Origin of the sequence: Gilliamella apis (genome assembly GCF_030758615.1) — a bacterium.
Lineage (GTDB): Bacteria > Pseudomonadota > Gammaproteobacteria > Enterobacterales > Orbaceae > Gilliamella > Gilliamella apis_A.
The window spans coordinates 95,640-120,906 of the sequence record NZ_CP132381.1; the positions used below are offsets into that span (position 1 = coordinate 95,640).

At 35.6% G+C, this 25,267-nt stretch carries 28 protein-coding genes and 3 pseudogenes; 8 read left to right on the forward strand and 23 right to left on the reverse strand.

What is annotated here, in order from left to right:
• Window positions 1–10: 10 nt before the first annotated feature.
• From rplV to iscR, 16 genes and pseudogenes are all read right to left on the reverse strand, one after another.
• Window positions 11–343, reverse strand: a complete 333-nt coding sequence (gene rplV / locus RAM17_RS00470; RefSeq protein ID WP_034884235.1) for a 50S ribosomal protein L22 — start codon at window positions 341–343, stop codon at window positions 11–13.
• A 13-nt stretch (window positions 344–356) separates the two neighbouring features.
• Window positions 357–635: a 30S ribosomal protein S19 gene (gene rpsS / locus RAM17_RS00475; RefSeq protein ID WP_024496505.1), complete on the reverse strand. Its 279-nt coding sequence runs from the start codon at window positions 633–635 to the stop codon at window positions 357–359.
• 19 nt (window positions 636–654) lie between these two features.
• A complete protein-coding gene (gene rplB, locus RAM17_RS00480) occupies window positions 655–1,479 on the reverse strand; it encodes a 50S ribosomal protein L2 (protein ID WP_034902376.1) in 825 nt (274 codons plus the stop codon).
• 18 nt (window positions 1,480–1,497) lie between these two features.
• Window positions 1,498–1,800 (reverse strand): 50S ribosomal protein L23, encoded by a 303-nt coding sequence (rplW, locus tag RAM17_RS00485; protein ID WP_034885052.1) that lies wholly within the window; start codon window positions 1,798–1,800, stop codon window positions 1,498–1,500.
• The gene (rplD, locus tag RAM17_RS00490; RefSeq protein WP_034902381.1) at window positions 1,797–2,399 is read right to left on the reverse strand and encodes a 50S ribosomal protein L4; all 603 of its coding nucleotides are present in this window, start codon (window positions 2,397–2,399) and stop codon (window positions 1,797–1,799) included. Before rplD ends, rplW begins: the two co-directional genes overlap by 4 nt.
• A 16-nt stretch (window positions 2,400–2,415) precedes the next feature.
• The gene (gene rplC, locus RAM17_RS00495; RefSeq protein ID WP_034902384.1) at window positions 2,416–3,042 is read right to left on the reverse strand and encodes a 50S ribosomal protein L3; all 627 of its coding nucleotides are present in this window, start codon (window positions 3,040–3,042) and stop codon (window positions 2,416–2,418) included.
• A 31-nt stretch (window positions 3,043–3,073) separates the two neighbouring features.
• Window positions 3,074–3,385, reverse strand: coding sequence for a 30S ribosomal protein S10 (gene rpsJ / locus RAM17_RS00500; RefSeq protein WP_006120582.1), 312 nt, complete (start codon window positions 3,383–3,385; stop codon window positions 3,074–3,076).
• A gap of 357 nt (window positions 3,386–3,742) precedes the next feature.
• Complete coding sequence (locus RAM17_RS00505; RefSeq protein ID WP_065577884.1) at window positions 3,743–4,678, reverse strand: pseudouridine-5'-phosphate glycosidase; 936 nt, start codon at window positions 4,676–4,678, stop codon at window positions 3,743–3,745.
• Window positions 4,675–5,791: pseudogene (locus RAM17_RS00515) on the reverse strand (PfkB family carbohydrate kinase). The gene RAM17_RS00505 and the pseudogene RAM17_RS00515 overlap by 4 nt, the downstream one beginning before the upstream one ends.
• 144 nt (window positions 5,792–5,935) lie before the next feature.
• On the reverse strand, window positions 5,936–6,274 hold the full coding sequence (fdx, locus tag RAM17_RS00520) for an ISC system 2Fe-2S type ferredoxin (protein ID WP_065577886.1): 339 nt from the start codon (window positions 6,272–6,274) through the stop codon (window positions 5,936–5,938).
• A 14-nt stretch (window positions 6,275–6,288) separates the two neighbouring features.
• Window positions 6,289–8,148: a Fe-S protein assembly chaperone HscA gene (hscA, locus tag RAM17_RS00525; protein WP_110446964.1), complete on the reverse strand. Its 1,860-nt coding sequence runs from the start codon at window positions 8,146–8,148 to the stop codon at window positions 6,289–6,291.
• A gap of 38 nt (window positions 8,149–8,186) precedes the next feature.
• Window positions 8,187–8,705: a co-chaperone HscB gene (hscB, locus tag RAM17_RS00530; protein WP_165601579.1), complete on the reverse strand. Its 519-nt coding sequence runs from the start codon at window positions 8,703–8,705 to the stop codon at window positions 8,187–8,189.
• A gap of 13 nt (window positions 8,706–8,718) precedes the next feature.
• Window positions 8,719–9,042 carry an iron-sulfur cluster assembly protein IscA gene (iscA, locus tag RAM17_RS00535; protein ID WP_065577888.1) on the reverse strand — a complete coding sequence of 108 codons (324 nt, stop codon included), beginning with the start codon at window positions 9,040–9,042 and terminating at the stop codon, window positions 8,719–8,721.
• Window positions 9,042–9,428, reverse strand: a complete 387-nt coding sequence (gene iscU / locus RAM17_RS00540; protein WP_034884104.1) for a Fe-S cluster assembly scaffold IscU — start codon at window positions 9,426–9,428, stop codon at window positions 9,042–9,044. The genes iscA and iscU overlap by 1 nt, the downstream gene beginning before the upstream one ends.
• A 16-nt stretch (window positions 9,429–9,444) precedes the next feature.
• On the reverse strand, window positions 9,445–10,659 hold the full coding sequence (locus tag RAM17_RS00545) for an IscS subfamily cysteine desulfurase (RefSeq protein WP_110446963.1): 1,215 nt from the start codon (window positions 10,657–10,659) through the stop codon (window positions 9,445–9,447).
• Between the two features lie 30 nt (window positions 10,660–10,689).
• The gene (iscR, locus tag RAM17_RS00550; RefSeq protein ID WP_065577890.1) at window positions 10,690–11,145 is read right to left on the reverse strand and encodes a Fe-S cluster assembly transcriptional regulator IscR; all 456 of its coding nucleotides are present in this window, start codon (window positions 11,143–11,145) and stop codon (window positions 10,690–10,692) included.
• Window positions 11,146–11,308: 163 nt separating this feature from the next.
• Between iscR and sltY the strand changes: the two genes are divergently transcribed.
• Window positions 11,309–13,249: a murein transglycosylase gene (gene sltY / locus RAM17_RS00555; RefSeq protein WP_110446962.1), complete on the forward strand. Its 1,941-nt coding sequence runs from the start codon at window positions 11,309–11,311 to the stop codon at window positions 13,247–13,249.
• Between the two features lie 11 nt (window positions 13,250–13,260).
• Window positions 13,261–13,551, forward strand: a complete 291-nt coding sequence (gene trpR, locus RAM17_RS00560) for a trp operon repressor (protein WP_207463508.1) — start codon at window positions 13,261–13,263, stop codon at window positions 13,549–13,551.
• Window positions 13,552–13,589: 38 nt separating this feature from the next.
• Here the strand turns inward: trpR and robA are convergent, their stop codons facing one another.
• The 3 genes from robA to RAM17_RS00575 form a co-directional block, all read right to left on the reverse strand.
• Window positions 13,590–14,510: an MDR efflux pump AcrAB transcriptional activator RobA gene (robA, locus tag RAM17_RS00565; RefSeq protein ID WP_065651351.1), complete on the reverse strand. Its 921-nt coding sequence runs from the start codon at window positions 14,508–14,510 to the stop codon at window positions 13,590–13,592.
• Window positions 14,511–14,595: 85 nt separating this feature from the next.
• Window positions 14,596–15,174 carry a Fe-S biogenesis protein NfuA gene (gene nfuA / locus RAM17_RS00570; protein ID WP_110447046.1) on the reverse strand — a complete coding sequence of 193 codons (579 nt, stop codon included), beginning with the start codon at window positions 15,172–15,174 and terminating at the stop codon, window positions 14,596–14,598.
• A gap of 102 nt (window positions 15,175–15,276) precedes the next feature.
• On the reverse strand, window positions 15,277–15,948 hold the full coding sequence (locus tag RAM17_RS00575; protein ID WP_110446961.1) for a phosphoribosyltransferase family protein: 672 nt from the start codon (window positions 15,946–15,948) through the stop codon (window positions 15,277–15,279).
• A 252-nt stretch (window positions 15,949–16,200) separates the two neighbouring features.
• On the opposite strand from RAM17_RS00575, the gene RAM17_RS00580 reads away from it, so the two are divergent.
• Window positions 16,201–16,770 (forward strand): peptidylprolyl isomerase, encoded by a 570-nt coding sequence (locus tag RAM17_RS00580; protein WP_110446960.1) that lies wholly within the window; start codon window positions 16,201–16,203, stop codon window positions 16,768–16,770.
• 75 nt (window positions 16,771–16,845) lie between these two features.
• On the opposite strand, the gene RAM17_RS00585 is transcribed toward RAM17_RS00580, so the two are convergent.
• Window positions 16,846–17,877 carry an SEL1-like repeat protein gene (locus RAM17_RS00585; RefSeq protein ID WP_110446959.1) on the reverse strand — a complete coding sequence of 344 codons (1,032 nt, stop codon included), beginning with the start codon at window positions 17,875–17,877 and terminating at the stop codon, window positions 16,846–16,848.
• A 115-nt stretch (window positions 17,878–17,992) separates the two neighbouring features.
• Here RAM17_RS00585 and RAM17_RS00590 point away from each other — a divergent pair.
• Window positions 17,993–18,145 (forward strand): annotated as a pseudogene (locus RAM17_RS00590) (peptidylprolyl isomerase); the annotation flags it as partial.
• A 75-nt stretch (window positions 18,146–18,220) separates the two neighbouring features.
• Here RAM17_RS00590 and RAM17_RS00595 read toward each other — a convergent pair.
• Window positions 18,221–19,054 carry a tetratricopeptide repeat protein gene (locus RAM17_RS00595; protein WP_110446958.1) on the reverse strand — a complete coding sequence of 278 codons (834 nt, stop codon included), beginning with the start codon at window positions 19,052–19,054 and terminating at the stop codon, window positions 18,221–18,223.
• A gap of 66 nt (window positions 19,055–19,120) precedes the next feature.
• Window positions 19,121–20,401: an aminopeptidase PepB gene (gene pepB / locus RAM17_RS00600; RefSeq protein ID WP_110446957.1), complete on the reverse strand. Its 1,281-nt coding sequence runs from the start codon at window positions 20,399–20,401 to the stop codon at window positions 19,121–19,123.
• Window positions 20,402–20,502: 101 nt separating this feature from the next.
• Here pepB and RAM17_RS00605 point away from each other — a divergent pair, with 101 nt between their 5' ends.
• Together RAM17_RS00605 and ftnA are read left to right on the forward strand one after the other, a co-directional pair.
• The gene (locus tag RAM17_RS00605; RefSeq protein ID WP_110446956.1) at window positions 20,503–21,267 is read left to right on the forward strand and encodes a tyrosine-protein phosphatase; all 765 of its coding nucleotides are present in this window, start codon (window positions 20,503–20,505) and stop codon (window positions 21,265–21,267) included.
• A 97-nt stretch (window positions 21,268–21,364) separates the two neighbouring features.
• On the forward strand, window positions 21,365–21,886 hold the full coding sequence (gene ftnA, locus RAM17_RS00610) for a non-heme ferritin (RefSeq protein ID WP_086362683.1): 522 nt from the start codon (window positions 21,365–21,367) through the stop codon (window positions 21,884–21,886).
• Window positions 21,887–21,939: 53 nt separating this feature from the next.
• Here ftnA and RAM17_RS00615 read toward each other — a convergent pair whose 3' ends face one another.
• Entirely contained in the window at window positions 21,940–22,557 is a 618-nt protein-coding gene (locus RAM17_RS00615) for a 4'-phosphopantetheinyl transferase family protein (RefSeq protein WP_110446955.1), read from the reverse strand.
• A gap of 98 nt (window positions 22,558–22,655) precedes the next feature.
• On the opposite strand from RAM17_RS00615, the pseudogene metC reads away from it, so the two are divergent.
• Window positions 22,656–23,874: pseudogene (gene metC / locus RAM17_RS12475) on the forward strand (cystathionine beta-lyase).
• A gap of 11 nt (window positions 23,875–23,885) precedes the next feature.
• Complete coding sequence (tilS, locus tag RAM17_RS00630; protein WP_110446953.1) at window positions 23,886–25,190, forward strand: tRNA lysidine(34) synthetase TilS; 1,305 nt, start codon at window positions 23,886–23,888, stop codon at window positions 25,188–25,190.
• The last annotated feature ends 77 nt before the right edge of the window (window positions 25,191–25,267 follow it).

Genomic DNA, 25,267 nt, shown 5'->3' on the forward strand with positions numbered 1-25,267 from the left:
ATTCTCCAGCCTAGCGATCTGAGACGATCACGGTGATGTGACTCGTACGCTTCAAAATTCGATCTGCACGACCTTTCGCACGAGGCATAATACGCTTCATGGTTGGGCCTTCGTCTACGAAAATTTTCGCAACTTTCAGATCATCAATATCAGCACCATCGTTATGCTCTGCATTAGCAATAGCAGACTCTAATACTTTTTTAACAAGTACAGCCGCTTTTTTATTGGTGTACGTTAAAATATCAAGTGCCTGAGACACTTTTTTACCGCGAACAAGATCTGCAACTAAGCGAACTTTTTGTGCAGAAGAACGAGCGTGGCGGTACTTTGCAATTGTTTCCATCTCTTTCTCCTACTTATTTCTTCTTAGCTTTCTTATCCGCAGCGTGGCCGCGATAAGTACGAGTCGGCGCGAATTCACCCAATTTATGACCAACCATTTCGTCGGAAACATAAACTGGAACGTGCTGACGACCATTATGGACAGCGATGGTCAATCCGATCATGTTAGGAAAGATCGTTGAACGACGGGACCAAGTACGAATTGGTTTCTTGTCCCCGCTTTCCACCGCTTTCTCTACCTTCTTCAGCAAGTGTAGGTCAATAAAAGGACCCTTCTTGAGAGAACGTGGCATAGCTAATCCTCTATATTAATTATTTCTTATTGCGACGGCGAACAATATACTTATCAGTACGTTTGTTGCTGCGCGTTTTCAATCCTTTGGCTTTTTGACCCCATGGAGACACAGGATGTTTACCAAAGTTACGACCTTCACCACCACCATGTGGATGGTCTACCGGGTTCATTGCTGTACCACGAACAGTAGGACGAACACCACGCCAACGCGTTGCACCCGCTTTACCTAGTACGCGAAGCATATGTTCTGAGTTACCCACTTCACCAATTGTGGCGCGGCAATCAGATAATACTTTACGCATTTCACCTGAACGTAGACGTAATGTTACATAAGCACCATCACGAGCAACGATTTGAACATAGCTACCAGCTGAGCGAGCAAGTTGTCCGCCTTTACCTGGTTTCATTTCAATATTATGCACGGTAGAACCTACTGGAATATTGCGCATTGGTAAACAGTTACCTGTTTTAATCGCTGCATCAACACCAGATTGGATCTGATCACCTGCTTTTAAGCCTTTAGGCGCTAAAATATAACGACGTTCACCGTCTTTATATAGAACCAATGCAATATTTGCACTACGGTTCGGATCATATTCCAAACGTTCAACAACTGCTGGAATACCATCTTTATTACGCTTAAAGTCGACAATACGATAATGTTGTTTATGACCACCACCGATATGACGGGTAGTGATACGACCATTATTATTGCGACCACCAGTTTTGCTTTTTGTATCAAGCAACGGTGCATAAGGCTTACCTTTATGCAACTCTGGGTTAACCACTTTAACAACGTGGCGACGACCCGGAGATGTAGGTTTACACTTAACAACTGCCATTGTTCTTACTCCTCCGAATTACTCAGCGACGCCAGCAAGGTCTAAATTTTGACCTTCTGCTAAAGTAACGTAAGCTTTTTTCCAGTCGCTACGGCGACCGATTTGTTGACCACGACGTTTTACTTTGCCTTTAACAACAAGAGTATTAACGTCATCTACTTTGACTTCAAATAGTTGTTCAACTGCGGCTTTAATCTCTCTCTTAGTAGCATCTTTAGCAACTTTCAATACTAATGTATTTGTTTTTTCCATTGAAATAGATGCTTTTTCAGAAACATGTGGTGCTCGCAGGACTTTAAGCAGACGCTCTTCACGAATCATGCTAACATCTCCTCTACTTGTTTAACGGCATCAACAGTGATAACCACTTTGTCAAATGCAATCAAACTAACTGGATCAATACCTGCCACATCACGCACATCAACTTTATATAAGTTACGTGCTGCTAAGAAAAGATTTTCATCAACTTCAGAGGTAATGATTAGAACATCTTTTAGGTTCATATCATTTAATTTCTGAGTTAATAATTTAGTCTTAGGTGCTTCAACAGTAAATGTTTCAACCACGATTAAACGTTCTTGACGCACTAATTCAGAGAAAATACTCTTTAATGCACCACGATACATTTTACGGTTAACTTTTTGGCTATGATCTTGTGGTTTTGCTGCAAATGTTACACCACCACTACGCCAGATTGGGCTCTTAATAGAACCTGAACGAGCACGACCTGTGCCTTTTTGACGCCATGGTTTTTTGCCTGAACCAGCGATTTCTGCACGAGTTTTTTGTGCGCGAGAGCCTTGACGAGCAGCAGATGCATAAGCAACAACTACTTGGTGAACTAACGCTTCATTAAACTCACGTCCGAAGGTAGTTTCGGAAACAGAAAGCGCTTGCGCGTCTTTTACTACTAATTCCATCTCTATCTCCTCGACGTTAAGCCTTGATTGCCGGTTTAACAATTACGTCACTATTGATCGCGCCTGGTACTGCACCTTTAATTAATAAAAGGTTACGTTCAGCATCAACACGTACAATATCTAAGTTTTGAACAGTTACACGTTCATTACCTAAGTGACCTGCCATTTTACGACCTTTGAACACTTTACCTGGAGTTTGGTTTTGACCAATAGAGCCATGACCACGGTGTGCCAAAGAGTTACCATGAGTAGCATCTTGAGTGCGGAAATTCCAACGTTTAGTTACGCCAGCGAAACCTTTACCTTTAGATGTACCAGTAACATCAACTTTTTTAACGTCTGTGAAAATATCAACGTTAATGCTTTGACCTACAGTATATTCGCCTTCTTCAAAACGGAATTCCCATAGACCACGACCAGCTTCAACGCCAGCCTTAGCGAAATGACCTGCTTCAGGTTTGTTTACGCGGCTTGCTTTTTTGCTGCCAGTAGTAACCTGAATAGCTTGATAACCGTCATTTTCAAGTGTTTTAACTTGAGTAACGCGGTTGCTTTGAACTTCAACTACGGTGACAGGAATAGAAACACCCTCTTCGGTGAAGATTCGTGTCATTCCTACTTTACGACCGATTAAACCAATCATTGTTTCGACCTCTCAATCATTCAGCTTAGGATTAACCTAAACTGATCTGCACATCAACACCGGCAGCAAGATCTAGACGCATTAAAGCATCAACTGTTTTTTCAGTTGGCTCTACAATATCAACTAGACGTTTATGAGTGCGAATCTCATATTGATCACGCGCATCTTTATTAACGTGCGGAGAAATCAATACTGTGAAACGCTCTTTGCGTGTCGGTAATGGAATAGGACCACGAACTTGTGCGCCAGTGCGCTTCGCAGTTTCTACAATTTCAGCAGTTGATTGATCAATCAAACGATGATCAAACGCTTTTAACCGGATACGGATTCTTTGGTTCGACATGAGACCAGAGCTCCACTATTTAAAAGTTATAACAAAAGATTACTCCTCTTGCCCTGTTTCGATTGACAGGAGAGTGTAATCCGTTCTTTTCGTAATCCCCAAATCGGAGATATTGTTGATATAATTCGATATTTTGACATAAAGACTATATCTTTTTACGCATTTGTTTATTGAAAAATCAGCAAACAAAGTGCGACAATTATACGGGATTTATTTGCTAATGCAAGGAGTAATTATAAAAACTTGTGTATAATTATCTAATTGATTAGCTAATAATGAAACAGTAATCATAGTGATGCTGTTTCATTATTTAAAAGCAGTTTAGATTACAAAATACAATCTTTATTTGCATTAAATTTATTTGCTATTGCAATAATTCATCGCAATTTCAGAAGCTAATTTTGCATTATTAAAGACTAGGTTGATATTTGCTTCTAAACTATCACCACCAGTTAATTCCACCACTTTTGCCAATAAAAATGGGGTAGTTTCTTTACCTTTAATGCCTTGTTCAACTGATTCTTTTAATGCTTTTTCAATTGCTGTTGAAATTAACTCTTCATCCATTGCATATTCTGTTGGAATAGGATTAGCAACCACAACCCCACCATTTAAGCCTAAATCCCATTTTACCTTAATCATTTCAGCTATTTGTTTTGCACTATCTAGTTTGACACTAACATCAAATGGGCTGGTTCGACTAAAGAATGATGGTAGTTTATCAGTCTGATAGCCAACCACAGGAACACCAAATGTTTCTAGATATTCCATAGTTAAACCTAAGTCTAAAATTGATTTAGCTCCAGCACAAACAACTGCAACACTAGTATTCGCAAGTTCTTGAAGATCGGCTGAAATATCAAATGTATGTTCTGCCCCACGATGAACACCACCTAGACCACCAGTTGCAAACACACGAATACCGGCTAATTCAGCGATAATCATAGTTGCGGCAACGGTAGTTGCACCATTTTGTTTATTAGCTACAACTACTGGTAAATCTCGACGACTCACTTTAGTTACATTTAATCCTTCTTTACCAAGAATTGTTATCTCTTCTTTTGACAAACCAGCTTTTAAACGACCATTAATTACAGCAATAGTGGCAGGTATTGCGCCATTTTTTCTGACAATTTCTTCTACTTTTAATGCAGTTTCAACATTTTGTGGATATGGCATACCATGTGAAATAATGGTAGATTCTAATGCCACAACCGGTTGATTATTTTCAAGAGCTTGTTTAACTTCAGGCGAAATATCAAGATATTGATTATATTTAGACACATTGTTCATGAAAGGGACTCCAAAATATTTTGAACACAATTAATTGATAAATTAGGATTATTAGTAAATTCAGATGATAATGTTAATGCCGAACAAGCTTGACCAAATCGCACACTTTGATAAAAACTCAGTCCATTCAAGTAACCTTGAACAAGCCCTGCAAGCATGGCATCACCAGCACCAGTAACGCTGACAATATCAGTTGGAATGGATGCAGACCAACCACGATCACCATTGATTTCGCTATAATAAACACCATCAGCACCAGCACTAATTGCAATTCGTTGCACACCTTGCTGATGGAACCAATCAACCACTTTAGGAATATCGTCATTGGTTTCGATTTTTATTCCACTTAAAATTTCAGCTTCTAATCGGTTAGGTTTTAAAGTATGAATATATGACAACCAAGCTTTTAATCTTATGAGATTTAAATGCAGATACAGTATCAACAAAAATAGGCACTTCCCCAGCATTATTAAACAGCCATGTTAATGCTTCTTGTTGCAAATTACAGTCGATAACTAGTAATTTAGCATGCTGAATTAACTGCTTAGATTCATTTAATAAACTTGGTGTTAGTTTGTTAATAATATCCATATCATTAATAGCTATCACCATTTCTCCTGATTCATCAAGCAGAGAGAGGTAAGTTGAAGTACTATCGCCTTTTATCACATGGCAATGCTCCATATTAACACCTGCTTTTCGGGTATGTTCAATAAGCTGGGCACCATAGAAATCATCACCAATCATTGAAATAAGATGGGTATCAAGTCCTAAAAGCGCCAAATTTTCAGCAATATTTCGCCCCACACCACCAGGCGTACAACGAATCTTACCAGGATTAGAATCTTGATAAACTAATTTTTCATCTGAATATCCAGTCACATCCATGTTACAAGAACCAACAACAACTACATGATTATGTTCAGACAAAAGATAACCTTTTCCTTTTATATAACCTTTTTGAGTCAAAGTCATAATGTAACCAGCGACACTAGAACGAGTAATGCCTAACATTTCAGCTATCGCTTGTTGTTGGATGAAGGGATCTTTGCGAATAATCGTGAGGATCTGTTTTTCTCTTTTATTCATAAACACCTGTTTATTTTTAAGCATATGTTTAGCCTATGACTATATCAGAATCATTATTAAGTTAAAAGCAGTTAAGTAAATTAGGTAAATAAAATGTGATAATTATCACAAGTAAAAAATTTGAGGAAAGGGGTTTTTACAGAATAATGTCGCCATGAAGGCGACTAATTAATGATCTTCTTTAGCATGATTTAGGCTATATCTTGGGATTTCCACTTCAAGATCTTCATTGGTCACCCTAGCTTGGCAACTTAAACGACTATGAGGCTCGACACCCCAAGCTTTATCTAGCATATCATCTTCTTGTTCATCACTTTCTTCAAGTGAGTCAAATCCTTTTCGAACAATACAATGACAAGTTGAACATGCACAAGACATTTCACAAGCATGCTCTATTTCGATATCATTGCGCAAAGCGACATCTAATATCGATTCGCCTTCTTCAGCCTCAACAGTTTTTCCTTCAGGACAAAGCTCAGCATTTGGTAAAAAGGTAATTTTTGGCATAATAATCTCATTGGTTAAATATCATCAACGCTATGCCCTGTTAAGGCATCACGTATTGATCTATTCATACGTTTAGCAGCAAAGGTTTGTGTTGCGTTATCAACAATCTTTATTTGCTGCTCAATCAAAGAACAATCGTCAGAATCCGTTGCTTGTTGCAATTGTTGTTTAGTATTCAAGATAAGATTAAGTTCTTCTTCATTTAATAAATCGGCATCTTTATCTAGAGCAGATTGTAATGTTTCAAGGACTCTGGCTGCCTCTACTTTCTGCTCGGCGAGCTTTCTTAGTTGTTTATCTTGATTTGCATAATTGATTGAATCTTGAATCATGCTAGCAATTTCATGTTCAGACAGTCCATAAGAAGGCTTAACTTGAATCGCCGCCTCAATCCCTGTCGATTTTTCCATTGCAGTGACACTCAATAAACCATCAGCATCGACTTGAAAGGTAACTCGAATATGCGCACCACCTGCAGGCATAGGAGGGATCCCTCGCAAAGTAAATTTTGCTAACGACCTGCAATCAGCAACACTTTCTCGTTCACCTTGCAAAACATGAATCATCATCGCCGTTTGACCATCTTTAAATGTGGTAAACTCTTGTGCACGAGCGCATGGAATTGTACTGTTACGAGGAATAATTTTTTCAACTAATTCCCCCATAGTTTCAATCCCTAAAGATAAAGGAATAACATCCAGCAATAACATATCTGAATCAGGTTTATTGCCAACCAATATATCAGCTTGAATTGCTGCGCCAATGGCAACAACTTTATCGGGATCAATCGACGTTAATGGTTCTGTTTTGAAATAGTGACCAACTAATTGTCTTACTAATGGCACTCGAGTTGAACCACCGACCATCACAACTTCACTAACTTCATCAAAATCAATTTGCGCATCTTTCAACGCTCGGCGACAAACAGCCAATGTTCGTTTAACTAGAGGCTCAATTAAGTCTTCAAATTGTTTACGGGTTATTGAGAAAGACTGCCCTTGTATATTTACTAAAGCAGAATCTTGCTGACTTAGTAAAATTTTAATTTTAACAGCTTCATCGATAATTTTCTGGTTTATATATGGGTCAGAATTGTTATTTAAACCTAACTGTGTTTTTAAATAATCAGCAAGTAATCGGTCAAAATCATCACCACCAAGTGCTGAATCGCCTCCAGTTGCTAAAACTTCAAATACACCTTTATGTAGGCGTAAAATAGAGATATCAAATGTTCCACCACCTAAATCATAAACAGCAATAACACCTTCTTTACCTGAATCTAAGCCATACGCGATAGCAGCAGCTGTTGGTTCATTCAGTAATCTTAAAACATGTAATCCGGCTAATTTAGCTGCATCCTTAGTTGCTTGTCTTTGCGCATCATCAAAATAAGCTGGAACTGTTATTACTGCACCATCAATCTCACCACCTAAGCTTTGTTTAGCTCGATCAGCCAAAGCAATCAAAATCTCAGCTGAAACTTGTACTGGATTAACTTGTTGATTAGGTAAATTTAATAAAGGAACACCATTATCAGTTTGTGAAAAAGTATAAGGAAAGCGCGAACTATCAATATCAGTTAAGCTCCTTCCCATTAAGCGTTTTACGGAACTAACCGTATTAAATGGATCATTGGCTGCATTAGTTTTAGCATTTTTACCGACCGTAATAATAGTATTATCATCATAGTCTAGGCCATAATGCACAACCGATGGTAATAATGCATTACCGTCTAAATCAGGTAAAACGTCTGCTTGCCCACTACGAACTGTTGCCACTAAAGAATTAGTTGTACCTAGATCTATGCCAATAGCTAATCGACGTTGATGGGGTTCTGGTGTTTGTCCCGGTTCACTAATCTGTAATAATACCATTTGATCTATCTCTAATTGATGTGTTACTTAATCTTAAATTATAAAGCAAATTGCTTTTCTTGTAACTTTTCGATCTGTTCAATCAATCTAGTCAGATAACGGAGTTTATAGATTTGATTAACTGCGTTTTGCCAATCTTGTTGGGACATATGTTGCAATAGCTGATGATAGACTTGTTTTTTTCGTTGCGAAATTTCGGAATGAAAATCATCTAACAGATCAACATTATTCTGATTTTCAATATCGTCCAATTTTTCACGCAAACTAAATTGTTCCATTAAGAAATCGGCATCATGAATAATATTTTGCTCTGTTGCCACATCAAAACCTTGCAAAGACAAAAAATATTCAGCCGCTTTTATCGGATTTTTCAGGGTCTGATAACCATCATTGATCATTGCTGATTTCTGAATAATGGCCATTTTTTCATTATCATTTGCATTGGCAAAGTTATCGGGATGATATTGACGTTGCAATTGTTGATAGTTGGCCGTTAACTGACCACTATCAATAGGTAATTGGATTGGTAATTGAAATAATTCAAAGTAATTAATCACAATTCATGTCCCATTAAACATTAAAACTTTCGCCACAACCACATTCATTGCTAGCGTTAGGGTTATTGAATTTAAAGCCTTCATTTAGACCTTCTTTGACAAAATCAAGCTCTGTTCCATCAATATAAACTAAGCTCTTTTTGTCAACGATAACTTTGACATCTTTATCTTCAAAAACACTATCATCATCATTAATAATATCAGCAAATTCTAATACATAAGCCATTCCAGAACAGCCAGAAGTTTTAACGCCTAACCGAAGCCCAACACCTTTACCTCTGTTAGCTAAAAAGGCCTGAACTCGATTTGCTGCGCTATCAGTTAATGTAATTGCCATTAACGTTGTCCTTTTTTGGTTTTATAATCATCAATTGCTGCTTTGATGGCGTCTTCAGCTAAAATTGAACAGTGAATTTTAACCGGAGGTAAAGCTAATTCTTTTGCTATATCAGTATTTTTTATTGCTTCAGCTTCATCTAATGATTTACCTTTAATCCATTCAGTCACTAATGAACTTGAGGCAATTGCACTACCGCAGCCATAAGTTTTAAATTTGGCATCTTCAATAATGCCATCATCATTAACTTTAATTTGTAATCGCATTACATCGCCACATGCTGGTGCACCAACCATACCACTTCCAACATTCGGATCATTTTGATCGAAAGAACCTACATTGCGAGGATTTTCATAATGATCGACGACTTTTTCACTGTATGCCATAATTTACTCCTAATTTTTAATGGGCTGACCATTTAATTTTTGTTAAATCAACACCATCTTTAAACATTTCCCAAAGCGGAGAAAGATCTCTTAATTTACCGATAGAATCTTTGATTAATTTGATTACATAATCTACTTCTTCTTCAGTACTAAATCGACCAAATGAAAATCTTATTGAACTATGGGCTAGTTCATCATTAAGTCCTAGCGCTCGTAATACATAAGATGGTTCTAAACTTGCAGAAGTACATGCTGAACCAGATGATACAGCTAAATCTTTCAGCGCCATCATGAGCGACTCACCTTCAATATAAGCAAAACTTACATTTAAAATGTTAGCCACACCATGCTCTAATGAACCATTAAGATAGACTTCTTCAATATCTTTTAATCCATTCCATAAACGAGTTTTTAGTGCTAAAAGACGTGGCATTTCTGTTGCCATCTCTTCTTTTGCTATACGGTATGCTTCACCCATACCCACAATTTGGTGTACCGGTAAAGTACCAGAACGCATACCGCGTTCATGTCCACCACCATGCATTTGGGCTTCAATACGCACGCGAGGTTTACGTCTAACATAAAGTCCACCAATGCCTTTTGGTCCATAGATCTTATGTCCAGAAAACGACATAAGATCGACTTTTAATTTGGTTAAGTCTATCGGTAATTTACCAACACTCTGGGTTGCATCAACATGAAATACAATACCTCTTTCACGACACATTTCACCGATTTTTTCGATATCCTGAATAACACCAGTTTCATTATTAACGTGCATAATTGATACAACAGTTGTGTCATTACGCATCGCCGCAGCCAGTTTATCAAGATCAAGAATACCATTTGATTCTGGTGCTAAATAAGTCACTTCATAACCTTCTCGTTCTAATTGACGACAAGTATCAAGCACTGCTTTATGTTCAGTTTTACAGGTAATAATATGTTTACCTTTAGCATAATTAAAATGAGCCGCACCTTTAATGGCTAAGTTATCTGCTTCTGTCGCACCTGAAGTAAATACAATTTCACGTGAATCGGCACCAATTAAGTCAGCAATTTGATTTCGTGCAATATCAACTGCTTCTTCTGCTTGCCAACCAAATTTATGTGAACGAGAAGCGGGATTACCAAAAACACCATCGGGTGTTAAATACTGTATCATTTTTTCAGCTACTCTTGGATCTACAGGCGTTGTTGCTGCATAATCCATATAAATAGGTAATTTCATTAATTACTCCCAATTACAAATTCTGTATTTTTAATTAATTCTGTTTTGATGAAGATGACTTTGTCGATTAGAGACGGCTTTCACTTCTTGATTATTAACCAATTCGCTTAAAGTGATGCTGGTCAAAAAATCATTGATTCGTTCACTTAAGTCATTCCATAAGCTATGGGTAAGGCATCTTACACCGTTTTGACATCCGGTATTACCGTGGCATTTAGTCGCATGAACAGTTTCATCAACAGCTTTTACAATTGAGCTAATCGCAATTTGCTCCATACTACGGCCAAGTACATAACCACCACCAGGACCTCTAACACTTGAAACTAAACCATTTTTACGCAATCGCGAAAACAGTTGTTCTAAATAAGATAATGAGATTTCCTGACGTTCTGAAATATCAGCAAGTGAAACAGGGCCTGATTCTGAATGCAGTGCTACATCTAACATAGCTGTCACTGCATATCGCCCTTTTGATGTCAATTTCATTAATCATTCCCCTATATTTAACAGTAAATATTTTATATATCCTTTATTTTTAGTCAAGTATTTAGTTGACTATTTTAGTGGGAATTAAGTTATCAGTTCTTCATCGACGAAATATAAGGGAATATGCTAATCTAATAAACTAATTTGATACAGGAGTTTAAGAATGAATTTAGTGATACGTTGGTGTTTGATATTAAGCATACTTTGGGCTAAAAGTGTGTTTGCAGAGCCTACTTTGAGTGATTTGCGACAAAATTATCAAAAGTGGCAAAATACTTATCAATCATTAACTTTTGATGAACAACAAACATTACTAAAACAGTTAAAAAACTATCCATTATACCCTTATGCTGCCGTGCAATTTTTTCAAAATAATATTAAAACAGTATCAACACAAGCAGTAAGTGATTTTGCAAAAAAATATCATGATTTCCCATTAACATCGTCATTAACTCAAGCTTATATAACTGAGCTAGCTAATCGTCAAGACTGGAATGCAATTATCACTTTTCCTATAGATAATTCTATTGCTTCTAATTGTCGATACCAGTATGCAAAATTACAGCAACATCAAGACAAATCAGTGTTAGATAATGTCGAATCGCTATGGTTAACAGGTAAAGAATTACCTTCAGCTTGTGATCCTTTATTAGATACATGGTCAAAAAGTGGTAAACGCACAGCAAATCTTATTTTGTTACGTATAGAACTTGCACTGGAAAACAACAATTTAAAATTAGCTCGCCATTTAACCAACTTACTAGATGATAACTATCAAACAACCAAAAATCATTTATTAGCTATTTTCGATAATCCACGAAAAATTGAAGCTTTTTCAAAAAATATTAAAACGAGCACCTTCACAAAAAAAATTGTCTTAGCATCTTACCCTCGGTTAGTTAAAGCTGACAAAAATGTGGCTGCAGCATTATTACCACAACTAATTGAAAAACAGAATTTCACTGATGATGAGCAAATTAGATTACAACAAAGCTTAGCCAATAGTTATTTTAGTGATTCAGCAACCCCAGAACAGATAAAATGGCGGGATAATTATATTAGCAAAAGTCATGACTCGACTTTAGTTGAAAAACGTATTCGCATGGCTATTGATGCTAATAATTACAAAGATATTGCACATTGGCTAAAACAACTAACTCCAGAAGATCAATTAAAAGAAGAGTGGCAATACTGGCACGCTCGAGTATTACTCAATAACAAAAAAACTAACGAAGCAAAACATATCTTAAAAAGTTTAACTAATAAACGTGGTTTTTACGGAATGGTAAGTGCACAAGCTCTTAATCAACCATATACTATCAATAATTTATCGAAAAAGATCCCGAGTACAGAAGTCAATGCACTAAAAGCCAAGTATGACCAGCAACCATATGTCATTAGAATCAAAGAATTAAGATTATTAGGTATGTTAACGGAGTCAAAACAAGAATGGCGATATGTACTTAAAAACCAAGCAGCAGAAAATGAATATTTAGATTTAGCTAAATACGCTTATCAGAAAGGTTGGGGAGAACTAAGTATACAAGCAACAATATCAGGTAAATTATGGGATAATTGGACTGAACGCCTACCTATCATGTATAAAAACTTATATAATGATGCCTTGAAAGATAAAGCGATTCCATTATCTTATGCTTTAGCAATAACTCGGCAAGAAAGTGCATTTGACACAATGATACAATCTCCAGTTGGAGCCAGTGGTTTAATGCAATTAATGCCAGCAACAGCTAAGGAAACAGCCAAAAAAATCAATAATATTACCTATTATTCACCAAGCCAACTGTTTGAACCGACAACGAATATACAGTTAGGTACTTATTTTTTAAATAGCGTTTATTTACAAAATGATAACAATCGTATTTTATCCTCGGCGGCCTATAATGCAGGTCCTGGCCGAGTAAAAAAATGGTTGAATAATAGTAATGGAAAACTTGATGCTATCGCATTTATTGAAAGTATTCCCTTTAATGAAACTCGAAATTATGTCAAAAGTGTATTAGTTTATGATTATATTTACCAATATATTTTAGGAAATCAACACCCTCATATACTGACAACAAACGAATTTAATAGACAATATTAATGGTGCATTACATGAAAACTAAAGAATGGAACCAAACGGTTGAAATATTACACCAAGCATTTAATAGCGGTTATTCATTAGATATATTGAAATTACTGATGACAGCTGATGAGCGGGATGCATTAATCACAAGAGTTAAAATTGTCCGTTCATTACTGGATGGCTCAATTAATCAACGCCAACTTAAAGAGCAATTGAAAATTGGCATTGCCACTGTGACCAGAGGCTCGAATAGTTTAAAAGAAGCAACTCCTGAATTTAAAGTGTGGTTGGAAAACATTCTATTGAAATCAGATAAATAAAATAATAGTCAATATTTATAAAAACTAGTTAAAGTAGACTATAACAAGTTTGACTGGATATTGACTTCATCATCTGCAACCACTGGTACACAATAATCGCATTCCATAGTATGAATATCTTCAAAACATTTAATCGTATCATCATGATGATTATGATGAATCTCAATTAAACAGCTTGAAGTGCGTAACCGAACTTTCAATGCTGGCATTGCAGCTAAATGGACTTGAGAAATAAAATCGCTGAAATTTTCTAGCGAACCGATATATTTAAAACAAAGATATAAACCACCTTCATTAACAATTGGTTCTATATGCTCAAGATTATTATTATGATCTAAGGCAATTGTATATAAAAGTTCTTGTTCATTAGCATTATCTTTACTTTTCAAGATACGGCTAAAAGCAAAAATCTTATCCGGTAAACTGTCGCTATTGTGAGCATAATGGGATAAATAATTTTGAAAAAACTGCGATCTTAATTTATTTTCTTCATCTAAAATTTGACTCAAATTACAATTATTTTTGTAAGAGATCCCCCAAAAAGTTTGTTTCGGCATATTCACAAATTTAGGCTCAGGTAAAGAAAGTCGATTTTTATTTAATTCAATAGCAGGAGTTAACCCGGTAGGATCCCAAAATTCACCACGACGATAACTTGCTGGTGTTTCATTAAATTGCTTTTTAAAAGAACGAGTAAAAGTTTGCTGCGAATCAAAACGATATTGCATAGCAATATCTAAAATAGGTTTACTTGTCATGCGCAAAGATAATGCCGCATAAGTTAATCTGCGGTGACGAATATAAGTACCAAGTACTTGACCAGTTACTTCTTTAAACATCCGTTGTAAATGCCACTTCGAATAACCTGATTTCTGGGCGACATTATCAATAGATAAGGGTTGCTCCAAATTTTTTTCAATCCAAACGATAAGATCTGAAATAATACTAACTTGATTCATATAACCCCATCATGATGTGAATTGGCAAACATTATGCGATTATGACTTAATCACAGCAATAAGCAAGATGTAAATCGAAAATTTTTTAACAATATGAATGGGTTCCAGCTTGATGTTCGGTAATATCTTTTACGCCTGCCAGTTCAGGGAATTCAGTAAGTAGCTGTTTTTCAATCCCCTCTTTTAAAGTGTAATCGACCATCGAACAACCATTACAACCACCGCCAAATTGTAATATCGCATAATTATCATCGGTTAATTCAACCAAACTCACATGACCACCATGACTAGCTAATTGTGGATTAACCTGTGCTTGAATAACATAATTGACGCGTTCAATTAACGGCGCATCATCGGCAACCTTTTTCATTTTTGAATTCGGCGCTTTCAAAGTTAATTGAGAACCTAATTCATCTGTTACATAATCAATCACCGTTTCCTCTAGAAAAGGAGCGCTAATTTCATCAATATAAATAGCAAAACCTGCTTGTTGTTGTTCTTCGATATCGCTATCTTCTATAGTATCTGCTGGGCAATATGAAACCCCACATTCTGCTGATGGTGTGCCAGGATTAATAACAAAAACCCGAATTTGTGTACCATCAGGCTGATTAGCAAGTAATTTTTTAAAATGTTGTTGCGCTGATTCAGAAATGGTAATAATAGACATAATCCCTCACTTTGACACGATTGACATTAATCATCACTAACATCATCGATAATAGTTGACTAACCTTGTTGGTCATTATAGGGGGTGTTTTAGATTTTACAAGATGGTGCGACATAAACAAACTACCTGAATATAGTTTGCCCCACAATGTTTTAACTGTTGGCTAATGGCATTTATGGTATTGCCGGTAGTAACAATATCATCAATAAGCATTATCGATTGATTGGTTAAATCATCGCGGCAACTAAATAAGGTTTCAACATTGGCTATTCGTTGCTTAAGCGATAGATACTTTTGATCGTGTGCCACTGACTTTCGTGATAACAGATAAGGTTGAAAATCACAATTAAGCCATCTGGCTATTGGTCTCGCTAATAATGCCGCTTGATTAAATCCTCTAGACCAATAACGAAAATGGTGCAATGGAACACAAGTTACAATATCTGGTTTAACCAAACCACTACTCAACCGTCGTTGATACCACGCTAAAAACATTAATCTAGCCAGAGCATTAGTTAACTCAGTTTTTCGATAAAATTTTAAATGTTGAATTAATCTTTTTAACGGTGCCATATATTCTGTTACAGCAATCATTTCATCCCAATAAGGCCGATTATCACGACATCGATAGCAGATTTTGGTTGATAATGAATGAGGAAGACTACATTGATAACAAATCTTATTAAATTTTGGTAAGTTTTTAACACATTGACTACAAATCCCATGATGAGGCAACACTAAAGGCATATTACATAAAATACATCGCATAATGATTCATCGCTTAGCAAAAAATTTTGAGGAACAGGTTTTTTATCTACAAAATATGCTTAAAATGGAAAGAAAATAGAAAATTAGCTCGCTAATAATATGAATTATAATAAATAAAAACTATTTTTTATCTATTAATCGCAACATTGGAATCTATCACGCAGAATTTTAGTTAATTATTTATATTAATCATTTCAATTCATCTAATATTCGGTATAATTTGCCCACTATTTTGGAGTAAGGATTTGTTAAATGAAAAAAATCAAACTATTACTTATATCATTACTATTAAGCCTTTTTTCAACTGTTGCATTGGCTGATAGCAAAGTATTATTACAAACCAGTATGGGCGATATTGAAATTGAATTAGATAGCGAACATGCCCCAATTACCACGAAAAATTTTCTTGATTATGTCAATAGCGGTTATTATGAAAATTTAACCTTCCATCGAGTCATTCCTGAATTTATGATTCAAGGTGGTGGAGCTGATGATCAATTAAAATTCAAAGAAACTCAACAACCAATTAAAAATGAAGCCAATAATGGTTTGAAAAACGATCGTGGAACTATCGCAATGGCAAGAACCAATGCTGTAGATAGCGCAACTAGCCAATTCTTTATTAATGTTGTCAATAATGATTTTCTAAATTACCAATCACCAGACCAATATGGTTATGCAGTTTTTGGTAAAGTCATTAAAGGAATGGATGTCGTTGATAAAATTGTTAATGTCGCTACAAAACGCATGGGACCACATCAAAATGTCCCTGTTGAACCAATCTATATTAAAAAAGCAACTGTGATTGAAGATAAACAATAGGTTGTTCTAAAATTAATCAACACTTCAAGTAAACCACCTTAATGATTTAAGGTGGTTTTTTATTAAATAATAGGATTATTTTTTTAATTTATTACAAGCTTCTACAAATCCCTGATCACAAGACTGTTTAAAATACTTTTTAGCTAAAGATTTATTCTGCTTAATCCCATCACCTTCATCATACTTAAGCGCTAAATTATATTGGGCTGTGGAATTATCTTGCTCCGCTGCTTTTGTATACCAATATATCGCCTTTTGTTTATCTTGCTTTATGCCTTCACCGTCATCATACATACTAGCTAAATTATTTTGGGCGCCTGAATGACCTTGTTCTGCTGATTTTTCATACCAAAATGCAGCTTTAAGTTTATTTGGCTCTATACCTTCATCTTCATCATACATAAGCGCTAAATTAAATTGTGCGTTGGCCTCTCCTTGCTCTGCTGCTTTTGTATACCAATATGTAGCTTTTTGTTTATCTTGTGCTATACCATCACCTTCATCATATAAAACGCCTAAATTATACTGTGCATCTACATTACCTTGTTCCGCTGATTTTTCATACCAAAATGCAGCTTTAAGTTTATTTGGCTCTATACCATCATCTTCATCATACATAAGCGCTAAATTATATTGTGCGTTGGCCTCTCCTTGCTCCGCTGCTTTTGTATACCAATATAATGCCTTTTGTTTATCTTGTTCCATGCCATCACCTTCATCATACATAAGCGCTAAATTATTTTGTGCGTTGGCCTCTCCTTGCTCCGCTGCTTTTGTATACCAATATAATGCCTTTTGTTTATCTTGCTCTATGCCGTCTCCTTTATCATACATAAGCGCTAAATTATATTGTGCGTTGGCCTCTCCTTGCTCCGCTGCTTTTGTATACCAATATGCAGCTTTAACTTTATCTTGCTCTATTCCTTCACCGTCATCATACATAAAAGCTAAATTATATTGTGCGCTGGAATGACCTTGTTCTGCTTCTTGTTTACATTCAATAAAGGCCTTTTCATAATTTTTTTGTTCATAATCTGTTTTACACTGACTAGCATAACTTGAAAAAGAACACAAAATTAATAATCCAACAGGTATAAATTTTTTCATTGTATTTCCTATATATGTTAAAGCAGACATTGATACTTTTTATTTATTTAGATAAAAGTATGTATCGAAAATAATCGTTATTATTGATTTCCTTAATTACCGATAACCAGACCAATATGGTTATGCTGTTTTTGGTAAAGTCATTAAAGGAATGGATGTCGTTGATAAAATTGTTAATGTCGCTACAAAACGCATGGGACCACATCAAAATGTCCCTGTTGAACCAATCTATATTAAAAAAGCAACTGTGATTGAAGATAAACAATAGGTTGTTCTAAAATTAATCAACACTTCAAGTAAACCACCTTAGTGATTTAAGGTGGTTTTTTATTAAATCTTAGGATTATTTTTTTAATTTATTACAAGCTTTTTCAAAACCCCGCTCACAGGACTGTTTAAAATACTTATTAGCTAATAATTTGTTTTGCTCAACCCCATCACCTTTATCATACATAATTCCTAACCTGTATTGTGCTTCAGGGACGACATTCCGCTCCGCTAATTTAGTATACCAAAATGCTGCTTTTTGTTTATTTTGTTCAACTCCATCACCTTCATCATACATAAGAGCTAAATTAAATTGTGAGTTGAAGTCACCTTGTTCTGCAGCTTTTTCATACCAAAATATCGCTTTTTGTTTATCTTGTTCTATTCCATCACCTTTATCATACATAAGTCCTAACGCGTATTGTGCATCCATATAACCTTGTTCAGCTGATTTTATATACAAAGTTAAAGCTTTTTGTATATTTGGTTCAACGCCATGACCATATTCATACATAATACCTAAATTATATTGTGATGGGGGGTCATTTTGTTCTACAGCTTTCTCATACCAAAATAACGCTTTTTGGGAATCTTGTGTTTCATCATCACTTTGATCATACAATATGCCTAGAGTATATTGTGCATCTACATAACCTTGTTCGGCTGATTTTGTAAACCAATAAATAGCCTTTTGATATAGTGAATCATCTTGCTCATCTCCTGTTATAGCCTGATAATATAAGTCACCTAAAAGATACTGCGCTTCTGAACTACCTTTTTCTGCTTCTTGTGTACATTCAATAAGTGCCTTTTCATAATTTTTATTTTCATATTCTGTTGTACAATCCCTCGCATAAGTAACAAAAGAAAATAAGAGGGGCATAACTAATAGTAACTTTTTTATATTCATGATATTCCTTATATATTTATAAACTTTTTTAAAATTCTATTTAATGCATCATAAAATCATTACTAATCATTTTAATATAGTTAACAAATTAGCCAGCGTTCTTACCCCGATACCTGTTGCACCAGTTGCCCATAAAGCGGTGGCACTTTTGCGGAATGTAGCTGAACAGTCAATGTGTAGCCAATTTTGTTTATAATTTTTAATAAAATGAGATAAAAATGCCGCAGCAGTACTTGCACCAGCGGTATTTGGTAATCCAGAATTGGCCATATCAGCAAAAGATGATGGAAATTGACTACGATGAAAATCAGCTAATGGTAATCGCCAAAAAGCTTCATGTTCCACGAGGCTACTAGCTAATAACTGATTTGCAAAGAGGTCATCAAACGAAAGTAATGATTGGTAATCGTTACCTACAGCAATTTTTGCTGCACCAGTAAGGGTTGCACAGTCAATAATATAATGAGGATTATCGTTGTCGGCACTAATTAATCCATCAGCTAAAACTAACCGTCCTTCTGCATCAGTATTATCAACTTCAACAGTTTTACCATTACGATATCGAATAATATCACCCAGTTTAAATGCCTTACCACTCACCAAATTATCAGCACAACACAGATAAAGTTTGATACGATGTTTAACACCTCGAGCAATAGCAAGTGCCAGAGCACCAGTTACCAATGCTGCGCCCCCCATATCCGATCGCATTGATTCCATAAAACTGCTTGGTTTTAAGCTATAACCACCAGAATCAAAAGTAATACCTTTACCGACTAAACAAGCAACAATTGGGGCTTTAGGATTTTTAGTCGGATTATAATCAAGCTCAAGCAACGCTGCCGGTCGTTCTGATCCTTTGCCAACCGTGTAAATACCCATATAATCCTGTTCTTTTAATGCTTCACCTGAAGTAATGTTATAGGTAATATCTGAGGAATAATTACTAATTAAGTTTGCACTTTGCATTGCCAGTTCTAACGGGCTTAATGTTTCAGCTTGTTGATTAACAATATCTCGACACCAATCAATAATTGCGAGACGATGTTTTAGTTCTTGCTTATCTTGACTATCAAGTTTGGCCCAACTCACTTTATTATTATTCTTAGCATTACGATAACCGAGCCAAAAATGCCAACAAGATTCTAAATCCCAATTATCACCACTAAGTTTAACTGACTTAATACCTTGATTATCTAGTTTTCGAGCTGCTCGCTGAATGGCACCATGTCGATGGTCAGGTTGATAATGAATGGTAATAGCATCATCAGAAAAACTAAGTAAAGCATCTTTACCCCATTTAGATGGAGCAGTTTTTTCCGATAATAAGATAGATAAAGTCGACATAATAGATTCCTCAAGCAATAATAATGCAAAAACGATGAATCAATTCTAATCAGAAACATGTTAATATAGCAAGCAAAGTTAAGCAGAAATAAGGACCAATAATGACATCAGTTGTACCAATCCAAAATGGAATTAATTTTCGAGACTTAGGTGGCATTAAAACCAGTGATGGTCGCCAAATTCGTTCAGGAATGTTGTATCGTTCAGGTGAATTCTCTCGCCTTAGTGATGAGGAAAAAAAGTTCTTATCTGATGAGCTTAATTTACATTATGTATTAGATTATCGTGATCAACTTGAAATCGATCGTAATCCTGATAATCTTTGGAACAATAGCCAATATTTTAATATCCCAGCAAATCCATTAAGTGATGAAATTACAGCAAGCTTAGTTAGTGATGATATATTCGTACTTAAAAAATATTCGCCGTTGGATTTTATGATTAAACTTTATCAGCTATTACCGTTTAATAATCCAGCTTATAAAAAATTAATATCAATATTACTCAATGCGAATGGCAAACCATTAGTACAGCACTGTGCAGTAGGTAAAGATAGAACTGGTGTCGGCGTCGCCTTAACCCTATTTGCATTAGGTGTCAGCGAAGACGTTGTTATGCAAGATTATTTGCTTACCGAACAATATTTAAATGATTATCGTCAAGCTGTACTTAGTCAAAATAAAAGTAAATTATCGGCTGAAGAATTTGAAAAACAGAAAATCATTTTTTCAGCTAAGCAAGAGTTCTTAACTGCAGCTATCGATGAAATAAAAAAACGCTATAACACAATAGATAATTGGTTACACCAAGAGTATCAATTAGATGATAACAACAGAAAGATCCTTCAAGATATTTATCTAATTTAACTAATATAAGTGTATGAATAACTATCATACACTTATCAATAATCACTTTATCTCAATAAAAAGTGAAATACTAAAAAAGCAATGTGAGGAAAATGAAATGTTAACCAACCAAATGGTCAAAAAACTCAATGACCAATTAAATCTAGAATTCTATTCTTCTAACCTTTACCTACAAATGAGCGCATGGTGTGATGATCAAAATTTTCCTTCGTTTGGAAAATTTTTAAGAGATCATGCTAGCGAAGAAAGACAACATATGGAACGGTTATTTGATTATGTGTTAGATTGCGGTGCATTAGCGCTTATTGGCAAAATTGAAGCACCAGAATCAGAATATAAATCACTGCTTGATGTGTTTAAAGCGGCATATCAACATGAACTTAAAATTACCAAAGAGATAAATGAGCTTGTTGACTATGCTTTAACCCAAAAAGATTTCTCAACATTTCACTTTTTACAATGGTACGTTGCTGAACAACATGAAGAAGAAAAACTTTTTAAAAGCATTGTTGATAAACTGGAATTAGTTGGTGAAAACAAACGAGATTTATTCTTTATGGATAAAGATTTTAATAAAACATTAAGTGAGTCTGGTTTACTTGCTTCCAGCGCAGAATAAATTAATAATATTAATCTGCTGCAACCATCATGGTGTAGCAGATGATTATCCTGTTAAGATTGCAAAATAAAATCTGTAATAGGTTTATTATGATTCACCGCAAGATGAACTGATTCTACTTGCTGATATTGATAATAAAAATCCTGTCCAAATGGCGCACTAATCAGCTGTTTTTCAACATCTATTTTTACTGATTTTATTTGCCAAACACCTTTCGCATATAATTTAAGTGCAGATTCTTTTAATGTCCAAAGTTGCCAAAATGCCGCTAATGCATCCGATTGTTTTAATATCCATTGGTATTCTTCATTAGCAAAATAATTTTTGGCGACACTCAGATAATTTTTACGCTGCCTAGCAACTTCAATATCAATCCCAACTCTACCATTTAAGGATATGGCAACTGCCACCCAATCTTTACTATGACTGATATTAAAATCAGGCAGGTTATGTTGTAAAAAGCAAGGACGGCTATTATCACCAATAATGATGGGTGGCAAACTATCAATATCACAATACTGTTTAAGTAAACTAGCTAAAATTGAACGACAAACTAAAAACTGTTTTTTTCGTGAACCACTTAATGACTCAGCATCATTAATGATTTTTGGTGATAATAATGAATAGTTCACTTCTGTCGTATCTAAATGAGCAAGTTGAGCAATTAACATTTTATGTAAGCCAATTTAAACAAAAATTATTTTTTACTATTTTAACAGCATGCTATGCTAACTGTTATCGAAATTTATCGGTTCACTAAGGATGCATCATGTCATTACAAACAAAATTAGTTCATGCTGGTCGAAAAAAACGTTATACCCAAGGTGCTGTTAACTCCGTTATTCAGAGAGCATCATCGCTTGTTTTTGATTCATTAGAAGCGAAAAAAGACGCGATGGAAAATCGAGCCAAAGGCGGATTATTTTATGGTCGACGCGGTACCTTGACTCATTTTGCCTTACAAGATGCCATGGTCGAAATTGAAGGTGGCGCAGGTTGTTATCTTTATCCTTGTGGTGCAGCGGCAATTGCGAATGCTATCTTAGCTTTTGTCAAATCAGGTGATCATATTTTGGTTTCAGAAGCCAGTTACGAGCCAACGCAAGAATTTTGCGAACATATATTAAAAGATTTTGGTGTGGAAACCGATTATTTTTCACCCTTGATTGGTCGCTATATTACTAATCATATTAAACCCAATACCAAAGTAGTATTTCTTGAATCACCAAGCTTCAATCACTATGGAACTGCATGATGTGCCAGCCATAGTTAAAGCTATTCGCAGTGTTAATCCAGAAATTGTCATTATGATGGATAATACTTGGGCTGCTGGTGTTTTATTTAAAGCATTAGAGCATGATGTTGATATCTCTATTCAAGCCGGTACTAAATATTTAATTGGTCACTCTGATGCTATGTTAGGTACTGCGGTTGCTAATCAACGATGTTGGGATCAATTACGTGAACGTTCTTATTTAATGGGACAAATGTGTGATGCTGATACCGCTTATATGGCAGCACGAGGATTAAGAACCTTAGCGGTCAGGTTAAAACAACATCACGAAAGTGGACTAAAAGTGGCTAACTGGTTAGCAAATCACCCTAAAGTTGCCACGGTTAACCATCCTGCATTAGCAAGCTGTAAAGGGCATGAATTTTTTAAACGTGATTTTAGTGGCGCTAGTGGCCTATTTTCGTTTGTACTTAAAGATCATTTGAGCGAAGTGCAATTATCTGATTTTTTAGATAATATGACTCACTTCTCGATGGCTTATTCATGGGGTGGATTCGAATCATTGATTTTAGCCAATCAACCTGAAGATCTTGCGAAAATACGTCCAGTATCCGGTGTGGATTTCACAGGTACATTAATTCGATTACATATTGGCCTTGAAGATCCCGATGATTTAATCGCCGATCTTGCTGCTGGCCTAGATCGAATCAATCTACACAAAAATAAGGTTAATGCGTTACAAAGCTTAGTATAAATGGATAGCACATGAGCCATCAAAGCCAAACCCAAATAGACAATATTGTTGAGCAAACTATTTTACAACATCTAAACGGTCGGCAATCGTTATTGGTTGCCTTTAGTGGTGGTGTCGATTCAACCGTATTAATGCAAGCATTAGTCACCTTAAAGCAACGGCTACAAAATTTACAACTAAGAGCAATTTATATTCACCACGGTTTAAGTAAAAATGCCGATAATTGGGCTGAACATTGCCTGAGACAATGCCAAACGTGGCAAGTGCCATTGATTATTGAAAAAGTAAAACTTAATCGTAGTTCTGGCAATATTGAAGAACAGGCCAGAGAAGCCCGTTATCAAGCCATTTATCAACATTTAAAAAGTGATGAGTTGTTATGTACGGCACAACATCTTGACGACCAATGTGAAACTTTCTTCCTAGCCTTAAAACGTGGTAGTGGCCCAACAGGCTTATCCGCTATGCCTCTGGAAAATGGCCAACATCTTAGACCATTATTAACGATCTCTCGCCAAGAAATTGAACAATATGCCAATCAACATCTATTAAGTTGGATTGAAGATGAAAGTAATCAAGACGACCATTATGATCGTAATTTTTTACGCTTAAAGGTAATGCCAATACTTAATCAACGTTGGCCACATTTTTCACAAATGGTGGCTCGTAGTGCTGAATTATGTCAACAGCAAGAAGCTTTAATTCATGAGCTGTTATTGGCTGAATTTGAGCAAATTATTGGTAATGCTAAACAACTCAATATTCAACCTTTACGGGATTATTCTCAATACAAACGTAATGCAATATTGCGAATGTGGTTTAGAGAGCAACATATCGGCATGCCAAGTCAAAAGCAACTGTCGTTAATTTGGCAAACCGTTATTCAAGCTAAAGAAGATGCCAATCCACAATTTATTTTGCATAATCGACAGATTCGCCGCTATCAAAACCAACTCTATTTATTACCTTTATATCAAGATATTGAACAGCAAATCCTGCCGTGGGATTTAGCTACGTCACTCACTTTGCCTGATAATTTAGGCCATTTACAGCCTAATTATCAAACTGAACTAACCTGCCGTTTACCACAAAAAGATGAAACGGTTTCGGTGCGTTTTCATGCGCAAGGTCAATTTCAAATTGTGCAGCGCCAAGGATCACGATCAATAAAAAAATTATGGCAAGAACACCATATTCCACCATGGATGCGCACTCGTATTCCATTAATTTACTATAATGAGCAATTGATTACTGCCGTTGGGGTATTTGTTACTGAGCAAGGTAAAGGATCACAAGTTGGTTTTAATCTAAAATAAATCATAAAAATAAAATGTGCTTGAGTCTAATTGACACGAAATCGAATTCAATCCAATCATACTAACCTGAATTGGAT

Coding starts and splice junctions, on each gene's coding strand:
- RAM17_RS00595 (WP_110446958.1), bottom strand. CDS start 19,054: ATGAATATAAAAAAGTTACTATTAGTTATGCCCCTCTTATTTTCTTTT.
- ftnA (WP_086362683.1), top strand. CDS start 21,365: ATGTTAACCAACCAAATGGTCAAAAAACTCAATGACCAATTAAATCTA.
- tilS (WP_110446953.1), top strand. CDS start 23,886: ATGAGCCATCAAAGCCAAACCCAAATAGACAATATTGTTGAGCAAACT.
- RAM17_RS00580 (WP_110446960.1), top strand. CDS start 16,201: ATGAAAAAAATCAAACTATTACTTATATCATTACTATTAAGCCTTTTT.
- RAM17_RS00585 (WP_110446959.1), bottom strand. CDS start 17,877: ATGAAAAAATTTATACCTGTTGGATTATTAATTTTGTGTTCTTTTTCA.
- RAM17_RS00545 (WP_110446963.1), bottom strand. CDS start 10,659: ATGAAATTACCTATTTATATGGATTATGCAGCAACAACGCCTGTAGAT.
- iscR (WP_065577890.1), bottom strand. CDS start 11,145: ATGAAATTGACATCAAAAGGGCGATATGCAGTGACAGCTATGTTAGAT.
- sltY (WP_110446962.1), top strand. CDS start 11,309: ATGAATTTAGTGATACGTTGGTGTTTGATATTAAGCATACTTTGGGCT.
- rplC (WP_034902384.1), bottom strand. CDS start 3,042: ATGATTGGTTTAATCGGTCGTAAAGTAGGAATGACACGAATCTTCACC.
- iscU (WP_034884104.1), bottom strand. CDS start 9,428: ATGGCATACAGTGAAAAAGTCGTCGATCATTATGAAAATCCTCGCAAT.
- rpsS (WP_024496505.1), bottom strand. CDS start 635: ATGCCACGTTCTCTCAAGAAGGGTCCTTTTATTGACCTACACTTGCTG.
- rplV (WP_034884235.1), bottom strand. CDS start 343: ATGGAAACAATTGCAAAGTACCGCCACGCTCGTTCTTCTGCACAAAAA.
- trpR (WP_207463508.1), top strand. CDS start 13,261: ATGAAAACTAAAGAATGGAACCAAACGGTTGAAATATTACACCAAGCA.
- rplD (WP_034902381.1), bottom strand. CDS start 2,399: ATGGAATTAGTAGTAAAAGACGCGCAAGCGCTTTCTGTTTCCGAAACT.
- rplB (WP_034902376.1), bottom strand. CDS start 1,479: ATGGCAGTTGTTAAGTGTAAACCTACATCTCCGGGTCGTCGCCACGTT.
- pepB (WP_110446957.1), bottom strand. CDS start 20,401: ATGTCGACTTTATCTATCTTATTATCGGAAAAAACTGCTCCATCTAAA.
- RAM17_RS00615 (WP_110446955.1), bottom strand. CDS start 22,557: ATGTTAATTGCTCAACTTGCTCATTTAGATACGACAGAAGTGAACTAT.
- rpsJ (WP_006120582.1), bottom strand. CDS start 3,385: ATGTCGAACCAAAGAATCCGTATCCGGTTAAAAGCGTTTGATCATCGT.
- iscA (WP_065577888.1), bottom strand. CDS start 9,042: ATGGCAATTACATTAACTGATAGCGCAGCAAATCGAGTTCAGGCCTTT.
- robA (WP_065651351.1), bottom strand. CDS start 14,510: ATGAATCAAGTTAGTATTATTTCAGATCTTATCGTTTGGATTGAAAAA.
- RAM17_RS00505 (WP_065577884.1), bottom strand. CDS start 4,678: ATGAACAATGTGTCTAAATATAATCAATATCTTGATATTTCGCCTGAA.
- RAM17_RS00605 (WP_110446956.1), top strand. CDS start 20,503: ATGACATCAGTTGTACCAATCCAAAATGGAATTAATTTTCGAGACTTA.
- fdx (WP_065577886.1), bottom strand. CDS start 6,274: ATGCCAAAAATTACCTTTTTACCAAATGCTGAGCTTTGTCCTGAAGGA.
- hscA (WP_110446964.1), bottom strand. CDS start 8,148: ATGGTATTATTACAGATTAGTGAACCGGGACAAACACCAGAACCCCAT.
- rplW (WP_034885052.1), bottom strand. CDS start 1,800: ATGATTCGTGAAGAGCGTCTGCTTAAAGTCCTGCGAGCACCACATGTT.
- RAM17_RS00575 (WP_110446961.1), bottom strand. CDS start 15,948: ATGCGATGTATTTTATGTAATATGCCTTTAGTGTTGCCTCATCATGGG.